The 10,090-nt window shown below is 36.2% G+C and carries 11 protein-coding genes and 2 tRNA genes; 4 read left to right on the forward strand and 9 right to left on the reverse strand.

Features of this window, described 5'->3' with window-relative positions:
• Positions 1 to 104: 104 nt before the first annotated feature.
• On the reverse strand, positions 105 to 1,406 hold the full coding sequence (gene eno, locus ACFFHT_RS04730) for a phosphopyruvate hydratase (protein ID WP_382373938.1): 1,302 nt from the start codon (positions 1,404 to 1,406) through the stop codon (positions 105 to 107).
• A gap of 250 nt (positions 1,407 to 1,656) precedes the next feature.
• On the opposite strand from eno, the gene ACFFHT_RS04735 reads away from it, so the two are divergent.
• Positions 1,657 to 2,094 (forward strand): DUF805 domain-containing protein, encoded by a 438-nt coding sequence (locus tag ACFFHT_RS04735; protein ID WP_382373940.1) that lies wholly within the window; start codon positions 1,657 to 1,659, stop codon positions 2,092 to 2,094.
• 52 nt (positions 2,095 to 2,146) lie between these two features.
• The gene (gene yihA, locus ACFFHT_RS04740; RefSeq protein WP_382373957.1) at positions 2,147 to 2,716 is read left to right on the forward strand and encodes a ribosome biogenesis GTP-binding protein YihA/YsxC; all 570 of its coding nucleotides are present in this window, start codon (positions 2,147 to 2,149) and stop codon (positions 2,714 to 2,716) included.
• A 60-nt stretch (positions 2,717 to 2,776) separates the two neighbouring features.
• On the opposite strand, the gene purB is transcribed toward yihA, so the two are convergent.
• From purB to mutY, 7 genes are all read right to left on the reverse strand, one after another.
• Positions 2,777 to 4,144: an adenylosuccinate lyase gene (gene purB, locus ACFFHT_RS04745; RefSeq protein ID WP_382373942.1), complete on the reverse strand. Its 1,368-nt coding sequence runs from the start codon at positions 4,142 to 4,144 to the stop codon at positions 2,777 to 2,779.
• Positions 4,145 to 4,159: 15 nt separating this feature from the next.
• Positions 4,160 to 4,789, reverse strand: coding sequence for a high frequency lysogenization protein HflD (gene hflD / locus ACFFHT_RS04750; RefSeq protein WP_382373944.1), 630 nt, complete (start codon positions 4,787 to 4,789; stop codon positions 4,160 to 4,162).
• A gap of 164 nt (positions 4,790 to 4,953) precedes the next feature.
• Positions 4,954 to 5,029, reverse strand: a tRNA-Asn gene (locus tag ACFFHT_RS04755).
• A gap of 4 nt (positions 5,030 to 5,033) precedes the next feature.
• Positions 5,034 to 5,109 (reverse strand) — tRNA-Phe (locus ACFFHT_RS04760).
• Positions 5,110 to 5,254: 145 nt separating this feature from the next.
• Positions 5,255 to 6,340, reverse strand: a complete 1,086-nt coding sequence (gene mltC / locus ACFFHT_RS04765) for a membrane-bound lytic murein transglycosylase MltC (RefSeq protein WP_382373945.1) — start codon at positions 6,338 to 6,340, stop codon at positions 5,255 to 5,257.
• An 8-nt stretch (positions 6,341 to 6,348) separates the two neighbouring features.
• Complete coding sequence (locus ACFFHT_RS04770) at positions 6,349 to 6,621, reverse strand: oxidative damage protection protein (RefSeq protein ID WP_382373947.1); 273 nt, start codon at positions 6,619 to 6,621, stop codon at positions 6,349 to 6,351.
• A 22-nt stretch (positions 6,622 to 6,643) separates the two neighbouring features.
• On the reverse strand, positions 6,644 to 7,759 hold the full coding sequence (mutY, locus tag ACFFHT_RS04775; protein ID WP_382373949.1) for an A/G-specific adenine glycosylase: 1,116 nt from the start codon (positions 7,757 to 7,759) through the stop codon (positions 6,644 to 6,646).
• Positions 7,760 to 7,894: 135 nt separating this feature from the next.
• Here mutY and trmB point away from each other — a divergent pair, with 135 nt between their 5' ends.
• Both trmB and ACFFHT_RS04785 read left to right on the forward strand, forming a co-directional pair.
• Positions 7,895 to 8,650, forward strand: coding sequence for a tRNA (guanosine(46)-N7)-methyltransferase TrmB (gene trmB, locus ACFFHT_RS04780; RefSeq protein WP_382373951.1), 756 nt, complete (start codon positions 7,895 to 7,897; stop codon positions 8,648 to 8,650).
• A gap of 18 nt (positions 8,651 to 8,668) precedes the next feature.
• Positions 8,669 to 9,010 (forward strand): YggL family protein, encoded by a 342-nt coding sequence (locus ACFFHT_RS04785; protein WP_382373953.1) that lies wholly within the window; start codon positions 8,669 to 8,671, stop codon positions 9,008 to 9,010.
• Between the two features lie 90 nt (positions 9,011 to 9,100).
• Here ACFFHT_RS04785 and ACFFHT_RS04790 read toward each other — a convergent pair whose 3' ends face one another.
• A complete protein-coding gene (locus ACFFHT_RS04790; RefSeq protein WP_382373955.1) occupies positions 9,101 to 9,361 on the reverse strand; it encodes a hypothetical protein in 261 nt (86 codons plus the stop codon).
• Positions 9,362 to 10,090: the final 729 nt, after the last annotated feature.

A 10,090-nucleotide genomic window follows, 5' to 3' on the forward strand; every position in this document is an offset into this window, starting at 1 on the left:
ATAAATATTAGCCACAATTTTGTCCACTTGGCATAGTTTTTGACACATCAGCAACAATTTTGTCTACTATGCCTTTTATTTTAGTCTAATGTCTTAATTGTGAATTAAGCTTGACCTTTAACCGCTTTTAGACCTAAGAATGGTGCTTTATCACCTAATGCTTCTTCAATACGGATTAATTGGTTGTACTTCGCAATACGGTCTGAACGGCTCATAGAACCAGTTTTGATTTGACCTGCTGCTGTACCTACCGCTAAATCAGCAATAGTTGCATCTTCAGTTTCACCAGAACGGTGAGAAATTACTGCGGTATAACCTGCATCTTTAGCCATTTTAATTGCAGCTAAAGTTTCAGTTAATGAACCGATTTGGTTAAATTTGATTAAGATTGAGTTAGCGATACCTTTTTCGATACCTTCTTTAAGGATCTTAGTATTAGTTACGAATAAGTCGTCACCAACAAGTTGGATTTTACCGCCAAGTACTTCAGTTTGATATTTGAAACCTTCCCAATCTGATTCATCTTGACCATCTTCGATAGATTTAATTGGGTATTCTTCACAAAGTTTTTCAAGGTAGTGAGTGAATTCTTTAGAAGTGAATGATTTACCTTCACCTTTCATTTCATACATACCAGTTTCTTTGTTATAGAATTCAGATGATGCACAGTCCATTGCTAAAGTAACATCTTTACCTAATACATAACCTGCTTTTTCTACTGCTTCTTTAATGCACGCTAATGCTTCAGCGTTAGAAGCTAAGTTAGGTGCGAAACCACCTTCATCACCAACTGCAGTATTTAAACCTTTTGATTTTAATACTTTCGCTAAGTTGTGGAATACCTCTGCACCGATACGTAATGCTTCACGTAAAGTTTTTGCACCAACTGGTTGAATCATAAATTCTTGGATATCAACGTTGTTATCTGCGTGTTCACCACCATTGATGATGTTCATCATTGGTAATGGCATTGAATATTGACCTGGAGTACCGTTTAATTCTGCAATCCATGCATAAAGTGGTAATGCTTTAGAAGCAGCTGCTGCTTTTGCATTCGCAAGAGAAACGGCAAGAATTGCGTTAGCACCTAATTTAGATTTGTTATCAGTACCATCTAAATCGATCATGATTTGGTCGATTTCAGCTTGTTGTGAAGCATCTTTGCCTAATAATGCTGGTGCAATGATGTCATTGATGTTAGAAACAGCTTTTAATACCCCTTTACCTAAGAAGCGTGCTTTATCACCATCACGTAATTCTAATGCTTCACGAGAACCTGTTGATGCACCAGATGGAGCAGCTGCTAAACCAACGAAACCACCTTCTAAGTGAACTTCCGCTTCTACAGTTGGGTTACCACGAGAGTCGATAATTTCACGGCCAAGAACTTTAATGATTTTTGCCATTTGTTTTTCCTCATATTTAAGTTAATTTTCAAAGATAGAAATCAAAAAACGGTGCTAATATTAAAACGATTTTTAATTTTTGTCTTGTAAAAAATGATGTGAACTTGATCACAATTAAGATTTTTTACACCCTATAAAATAAACCTTTGATGACACATAAAATGTAGCAAACTTTTCACTTTTTCCGCCTATTCCCTGTATAATAGCAAATTTGTAAAAAAGACTCTTTTTTCATCAAAAAATCTGATTTATGTACATTACACAAGCACTTTTTTCTCTCAAAGGGAGATTAAACCGTCAAGGTTTTTGGATCGGAACAGGATTATGTGTAGCCCTGCTATTTATTATTGCCAATCTTGTTCCAATTCGTTCATTATTTCAACAAACTACTACCGCATTGCTTGCTGTTATACCTTTAATTTTTGTCGGTTATTGCTGGCTGGCGATTATTATTAAACGCTTACATGATCGTGGTCGATCAGGTAAAGCAATTACTATTTTACTCGTACCACTATGCTGCGTACTAATTGCACCTTATAGTCAAGGGATAATGCAATTAATTCTCGGACGTTATTTCCCAATTTTTATCTTAGCGATATTATTAATGGAATGGGGCGTATTTATTGGGCAGAACAGTGAAAACCGTTACGGCATAAAAGGCGAAACCATTACTTTCAAAAAAGGATAATCTTGTGTCAAATATTGAATTCAAATTAAATTATCACAAAACCCATTTTTTAATGAGTGCCGCAAATATTTCGCAATTACCTGCTGATGCTGGTGTGGAAATTGCATTTGCTGGACGTTCTAATGCGGGGAAATCTACAGCATTAAATACCTTAGCCAATCAAAAAAACTTAGCAAAAACCTCAAAAACACCAGGACGGACTCAATTAATTAATCTCTTTGAAGTCAGTGAAAACTGTAAAATCGTTGATTTACCAGGTTATGGCTATGCTGCCGTGCCTGAAAAATTAAAATTACAATGGCAAAAATCGCTTGGTGAATACTTACAAAAACGTGAATGCTTAGGCGGTGTGGTCATTTTAATGGATATCCGCCACCCCCTAAAAGATCTCGACCAACAAATGATTGAATGGGCCGTCAGTGCCAACTTACCTATCTTATTACTCCTCACTAAAGCCGATAAATTAGGCCAAAGTGAACGCAGCAAACAGCTCCGAATGGTAAGAGAGGCAATCCTACCTTTCCAAGGTGATATTCAAGTTGAAGCCTTCTCTTCCCTAAATAGAATTGGGGTTGATAAACTCGCCCAGAAGTTAGATGGGTGGTTTGCTACTACTGATTAAAGCTAATTTGATAACAACACACCCCAAACTAACGCTTGGGGTGTGTTGTTACTTATCTAGTCAAAACGCATCTACTAACTGAATTGCTGCACCAATATAATTAGCTGGTGTTAATGCTTTTAAGCGAGCTTTTTCCTCTTCTGGAATCGCTAAACCATCAATAAATTGTTGCATCGTTTGTTGATCAACACGCTTACCACGAGTTAATTCTTTTAATTTTTCATATGGTTTTTCGATACCATAACGGCGCATTACAGTTTGAATTGGTTCGGCAAGTACTTCCCAGTTCCGATCCAATTCTGCCAGTAAATGCGCTTCGTTCACTTCTAATTTACTAATGCCTTTTAAAGTCGAAGCATACGCAATTAAGCTATATCCTAAGCCAACACCCAAATTGCGTAATACAGTTGAGTCTGTTAAATCACGTTGCCAACGAGAAATTGGTAATTTTTGTGCCAAATGGCTCATCAATGCGTTCGCTACTCCTAAGTTCCCCTCTGAATTTTCAAAATCAATCGGATTCACTTTATGTGGCATGGTTGATGAACCAATTTCACCTGCAATAGTTTTTTGTTTGAAATGATTTAAGGCAATATAACCCCAAATATCACGGTCAAAATCGATAACAATAGTGTTAAAACGCATTACACAATCAAAAAACTCGGCAATATAATCGTGTGGCTCAATTTGAGTGGTGTATGGATTCCAATCAATTCCTAAATCTTGTACAAATTGTTGGCTAAATAGATGCCAATCAATATCAGGATATGCGGATAAATGTGCATTGTAGTTACCCACAGCACCATTAATTTTACCGAGAATTTCTACACGTTGTAATTGTTGATATTGGCGTTGTAAACGGTAAGCGACATTCACCATTTCTTTACCAACTGTTGTTGGCGAAGCAGGCTGTCCGTGAGTACGAGAAAGTAATGGGATCGTTTTATAGGTTTCTGCTAAATGGCTAATTTCAGTAATAATCTTTTTCCATTCTGGCAAAATAACCTCTTCTCTTGCCGTTTTTAACATCAGTGCGTGTGAGAGATTATTAATATCTTCTGAGGTGCAAGCAAAGTGAATAAATTCACTAATTGCAGCCAGCTCTGGAAGTGCCTGACACTTCTCTTTTAAGAAATATTCAACTGCCTTAACATCATGGTTAGTTGTTGCTTCAATCTCTTTAATTCGCTGTGCATCTTGTATATCAAAATTCGCAATAATATCGTTTAGGTAATCGATTGCTTTTTTTGATAAAAGGGGGATTTCTGTAATGGCTGGTGCTTCTGCCAATTTTTGTAACCAACGTACTTCGACCGTTACACGAAAACGCAATAAGCCAAATTCACTAAAAATTGGACGTAATGCATCTGTTTTATTTTGATAACGACCATCAAGCGGGGAAAGTGCTGTTAAAGCATTAAGTTGCATGAAGAATCACTCCGTCTATTTAAGGGATGAATACAGTTGTTGCGCTGCTTGGATGAGTTTTCTGCGGAAAAAGAGTAATTTCCACTTTGAACCACCTAACTGACGCCATAATACCGCAGAACGAATACCCGCTAATAAGCAAGCTCGAATACGATTTTGAATATCAGGCTGCTGTAAATATAACGGCACGCCTTTTACCTGAATTTTAGCGCCTAATGGGCTAATAATATCAACATAAATACCAGCTAACACAGCCAACATTGAGTTATCAAGCAAGCTATTATGAAATTCTAACTGTGCTGGTAAATATTGGATTCTGTCGACTAATTGTTGTTTTTTCTCTGCATTGTTATTTAGTTTACTTTCCAATGCCAATAGGCTTAGCCAATAACGACTCAATTCAGCATCTAATCGACCATTTTGCCCATTAAGCTGTTCTAATAGTGTTGTTAGCCCTAATTTTAGATTAGTCAATGTGCCACCATAAATATCAACTATTTTATCTGCTTGGATAACTAAAAGACTTTCTAAGGTGGAAGAGAGGTCTTGTTCTGCGACAGTGCCTTGATGTGCTAATTGTTGAACTAACTTTGCGGATTGACAAACACCTGCTAGTGCAATCGCTAAATTCGCATAATCGTCCATAAAAAGAAAGACCTTATTCGTGCTAAGTTATTGATACTAAAATGATGACAAAATAGGTGCAAAAATATAACACCGTTCTGCTCTTTTTAAAAGCTATCTTCTGACTACTTGGTAGAAAAAATTAAAGGCTGTTACAACATTAATTGTAACAGCCTTCTAGAATTTGGCTCCTCCTGCTGGACTTGAACCAGCGACATATGGATTAACAGTCCACCGTTCTACCGACTGAACTAAGGAGGAATAGTGGTGCCCAGAGGCGGAATCGAACCACCGACACGGGGATTTTCAATCCCCTGCTCTACCGACTGAGCTATCTGGGCAACGTCTTAGTGGTGCGTATTAAACGTTTTTTTAGCCTTCAAGTCAACCACTATTTTGAAAAAAATTTCTTTTTTTCGCACGTTAGCCGTTTTTCTATCCAAAACGAATAAAATTAATACTAAATCACCACTAAAACCAGCAAAATTAACGAATAACTCGATAACTTTTCTGTGCTTTATCAACCTTGATAAGGTAGTTTCTCGCCTGTGCTGATGGATGTCTTGTTGTCAAAATACGATACACTTGTTCAGGCAATAAGCGATTAATCTTATTTACTGCAATATCTTTATCTTCATCAAAAATTCTCAATACTGCACCCGCTCCACCATTATAAGCAGAGATCACTGCAAAACGACGTGAAGTCGGATCGGTAATTCCTGCTAAATATTTATTTTGTAATAACCATAGATAAGAAACCCCAGCATCAATATTCTTATATGGATCAAATAAATATTTCTTCGATGGAATACCACCTCTCCCTTTCATTTGGAATACATCTCGTCCTGCAGTTTGCGGAACAATCTGCATTAGCCCCATCGCATTGGCATAACTAATCGCATATGGGTTGAAACTCGACTCCGTTTGCATAATGCCAAGAATCAAACTTTCATCAATATTATAATGACGTGCTGCTTTACGAATAAATGGAATATATTTTTGTGCACGAATGGCGACGTGATTTGCAATCATTTGGATCACAACGAATTGTACAATATGCCCATTACTTAAACGGCGACTCTGCAATTTATTATTCACTAAATAGTCGGCAAATGCAGAAGCAACTGCAACATTTGGAATTTGTGCACCCTGATGATCTAACACTTGTCCTAATAAGAATGGACGAGAACTAATTGGTACATCACCATCCGCAAAAAGATCAATACCATTTGCATCCGATCCCATTAACAAAGTATGAACTATCGCATTTTTCAAACGAGCTAAACTTGTCTGAGTTTCAATAGTTATCACACCCTCATCAAAACTAACATGGCTACGAGTGTAATATTTATCAGTATATTTCACATAATCTTTACGGCTTGCAACCAACAATTCATTGACGCCCCAAATACGGTCAATATTATGTGAAAACTGCCCCGTTAAAATATCTAAGGCACGAGTATCTTTCGCAAAAGCATCATCGTAATCAATATCATCACGATCATAAGAAGAACCACACCCCACTAATAAAAGGGCTAATGCCGTGGTAACAAAATATTTTTTTACTTTCATATTAATTATTACTTTGAAGGGGGAACATAGCCTTCGATATGAACATCTTTACCTTCAAATAAGAAATTCACCATTTCTTGTTCCAATAATTTGCGATGTTCAGGATTCATCATATTTAATTTTTTTTCATTAACTAACATAGTCTGTTTTTTTAACCATTCAGACCAGGCTTTTTTACTGATTGAATCAAAAATACGTTTACCAAGCTCACCTGGGTAAAGTTGAAAATCTAACCCTTCTGCTTCTTGCTTTAAATACTCACAAAAAACGGTTCTTGCCATATTATTATCCTTGTATCATTTGTTATTTTGTTATATTTGCCGCTAACTGTAACAACAAATTTTTGACTGGCGTAGCTAAGCCAATTTTTGGCGGCGAAAAATCCGCTAGATCATACCAATATTCACTCTCGTTTTGTACTCTCTGTTTATATTCTGCACAACTTTCCGCAACATTTTTTTGCAATACCCTTTCTTGCGGTGTATTCATTACCACAACTGGGTGAATATCTAAATGAAAATGGCTAAATGTATGACGGAAAATAGGCAATTCTTCACTAATTTGGTAGTGATGTTGTTGTAAAAAGTGATCTAATTTTTCTTTCGTTTCAAATTGTGGAAAACAGTACAATCCTCCCCACAATCCCTCTGCTGGTCTCTGTTGCAATAACACTCTAGACTGCTCAACTAACAATAAAAAATAGCTTTCTCGTTCAGGTAATGTTTTCTTAGGTTTCTTGCTTGGGTATGCACTCCAACTATTATCTCGATAAGCGATACAACCCTTTGCAAGCGGACACAAATTACATTTTGGCTTACTCCTTGTACAAACTAAAGCACCTAGATCCATCATAGCTTGATTAAACGCAGCAACTTGTGATTGTGGTGTTACCATCGCACTTTTTTGCCACAACGTCGTTTCCACTGTTTTCTCACCTGGCCAACCTTCAATCGCAAAATAACGTGTTAAAACACGTTTCACATTGCCATCTAAAATTGGATAAGGAGCGTCTAAACAAGAGGATAAAATCGCTCCTGCGGTGCTTAAACCAATTCCTGGTAAGGCTAATACTTGTTCAAATTCAGTTGGAAAATTACCTCGATATTGATCACGAATAATTTGTGCGGCTCGATGCAAGTTTCTCGCTCTTGCATAATAGCCTAACCCAGTCCATAAATGTAAAACTTCATCAATAGACGCATCTGCTAACGAAATAATCGTAGGAAAACGTTGTACAAACCGTTCAAAATAAGGAATTACTGTCGTAACCTGTGTCTGTTGCAACATAATTTCTGATAACCATACCCCATACAAAGATTTATTTATCTGCCAAGGTAACGTTTTCCGCCCATATTTCGCATACCAAGATAAAACAACGGCAGCAAAGGCATCTTGTGGCGTTGATTCTGCAATCCACATAACTTTCTCTCACAACTCAATTAAATTGTGCGAGTGTATCACAAGGAATTTGATGAAAACATCACAAAAACCGTCAATTATCAGGTAAAATATCCGCCGTTTTTATTGTAGAACCGACTATTTATATATTTTTCCATGCAACAAGATTCTTTACATAATATTGCTGAGCAAAAGCGAAAAGCAGTGAATACCCCAGAATTTACCGAAGACGGGCGCTATATGCGTAAAGTGCGCAGTTTCGTGTTAAGAACAGGGCGACTAAGCGAAGCCCAAAAACGTGCAATGAACGATAATTGGGCATTCTTTGGCTTAGAACATCAACAACAACCTTTTGATTTTGCAAAAATTTTTGGTAATAAACACCCCGTAATATTAGAGATTGGCTTTGGTATGGGACAATCATTAGTTACGATGGCAAAGCAAAATCCTCAATATAATTATTTAGGTATTGAAGTTCATACTCCAGGTGTTGGAGCATGTATTGCTACTGCATTAGAACAGAAAGTGAATAACTTGCGTGTTATTTGTCATGATGCAATCGAAATTCTACAAGATAACATCCCTGACAATTCTTTAGCAGGTTTACAGCTCTTTTTCCCAGATCCGTGGCAAAAAGCAAAACATCATAAAAGACGTATCGTACAAACGCCTTTTATTGAATTAATAATGCCAAAATTAACGCCCAATGGCTTTATTCATATGGCAACAGATTGGCAAAATTATGCTGACCATATGCTAGAAGTATTAAGATCTCAGCCAGATCTATCCAATACTTCCACTACAAATGACTTTATCCCACGACCAGATTCTCGTCCATTAACCAAATTTGAGCAGCGTGGGCAGCGTCTAGGGCATGGTGTATGGGATCTCTATTTTATTAAAAATCAATAATCCAAAAAGGAGGATACTATGGCATATCAACGCAATCGTAGACAACGTAAAAAAATGCACATTGATGAATTCCAAGAATTAGGTTTTCTGGTGAATTGGCAATTTGCAGAAAATACGCCTGTAACTGAGATCGATCAAGTTGTTGATCGTTTTATTGATGAAGTCATCAAACCTAATGGTCTCGCTTATGAAGGAAGTGGTTATTTACATTGGGAAGGCTTAATTTGTTTAGAAAAACTTGGGAAATGTGATGATTCTCATCGTCAATTAGTCAAAACTTGGTTAGAACAAAATGGACTTTCTCAAGTTGAAGTTAGCGAATTATTCGATATTTGGTGGGATTTTCCAGTTGCTAAATAAGTCCTAAAAATACCAGTGTATGTTTCTCAAAAATAGCTTAAGGCCTTGTATTATAAGGTTTTAAGCTTTTTTAATATATTTCCTGCAAACTTATGGCTTAACTTTATAGACGCTATCCACGCCAGCACCATCTAAACCTAAATAGATTCTTAAATGTTTGATTTCTGGATCAGTAGATAAATCTTTAAAGACAATCTTATATTTTTCTCCTGGTTTAAATTTAAAATAATCATTAGGGTAAGGATATTCCTCATTAAAAGCGGTAAACTTTCTAACACTAATTGGTTTGTTTATTATTAAGAAAGACACTGAGAGAGCTATAAGTATTTTTATAAGAATAGGTATTTTCAAATACTTTTTTATTTTTATGATAAATTGTCATCTGAATAGTAAAAACATACCCTACACTAAAATCTTGATATCCTAAGTTTAATTTCTTTGTCCATGAGTGATAGTCATTATTATCTATATAGAAATAGAGTTTGTCTTCTTAAACTGGCATTTGGGGGAATATATTTAAATTCATAAGTGGCGCCATCGGCTTTAAGTGGAACTGGAAACACTTTCCCAGGCAATACAGATTCTTGATACATCATAAACAATATGACAACACAACCCGAGTACAAAAATTATAAAAGTGAACAATAAAGACTTCATCACTTTAGCAACAACGTTTGCTGAAATATTCATTTCTTCATTCATATATACACATTAATCCAGTTAAAAATTATATTGATATTAACCACTATATGCCTGATTGTGTCAGTTATTTCTAGTAATAATATGAGCGTAGCATCGCTGTATAATGCTTAATATCTCCTTTACCTACTTAAATTTTTTATCTTATACAGGGGATACCCACTTCATTGATAACTAGGCTTAAGATAATAGACTAAATCCATCTCAAACAACATGACTTTCTTCTCTTCTCTTCTTTTCTTCACTTCTTCTTTTCTTCTTCACTTCTCGCCCTTCTACCCGTTAATGATGATAAAAAATCGGTATCGCACCGTTCCGTCGTTTTAGGACATTTGAACGTTTCTCCGCTTTTTCATTGGTTTTCTCTTGCTTTTTCTTATT

Origin of the sequence: Gallibacterium melopsittaci (assembly GCF_042433085.1) — a bacterium.
Lineage (GTDB): Bacteria > Pseudomonadota > Gammaproteobacteria > Enterobacterales > Pasteurellaceae > Gallibacterium > Gallibacterium melopsittaci.

Excerpts from the sequence above, each read along its gene's own strand:
- ACFFHT_RS04770 (WP_382373947.1), bottom strand. The coding sequence starts at position 6,621 with ATGGCAAGAACCGTTTTTTGTGAGTATTTAAAGCAAGAAGCAGAAGGG.
- mutY (WP_382373949.1), bottom strand. The coding sequence starts at position 7,759 with ATGTGGATTGCAGAATCAACGCCACAAGATGCCTTTGCTGCCGTTGTT.
- trmB (WP_382373951.1), top strand. The coding sequence starts at position 7,895 with ATGCAACAAGATTCTTTACATAATATTGCTGAGCAAAAGCGAAAAGCA.
- purB (WP_382373942.1), bottom strand. The coding sequence starts at position 4,144 with ATGCAACTTAATGCTTTAACAGCACTTTCCCCGCTTGATGGTCGTTAT.
- ACFFHT_RS04785 (WP_382373953.1), top strand. The coding sequence starts at position 8,669 with ATGGCATATCAACGCAATCGTAGACAACGTAAAAAAATGCACATTGAT.
- ACFFHT_RS04735 (WP_382373940.1), top strand. The coding sequence starts at position 1,657 with ATGTACATTACACAAGCACTTTTTTCTCTCAAAGGGAGATTAAACCGT.
- hflD (WP_382373944.1), bottom strand. The coding sequence starts at position 4,789 with ATGGACGATTATGCGAATTTAGCGATTGCACTAGCAGGTGTTTGTCAA.
- eno (WP_382373938.1), bottom strand. The coding sequence starts at position 1,406 with ATGGCAAAAATCATTAAAGTTCTTGGCCGTGAAATTATCGACTCTCGT.
- yihA (WP_382373957.1), top strand. The coding sequence starts at position 2,147 with ATGAGTGCCGCAAATATTTCGCAATTACCTGCTGATGCTGGTGTGGAA.
- mltC (WP_382373945.1), bottom strand. The coding sequence starts at position 6,340 with ATGAAAGTAAAAAAATATTTTGTTACCACGGCATTAGCCCTTTTATTA.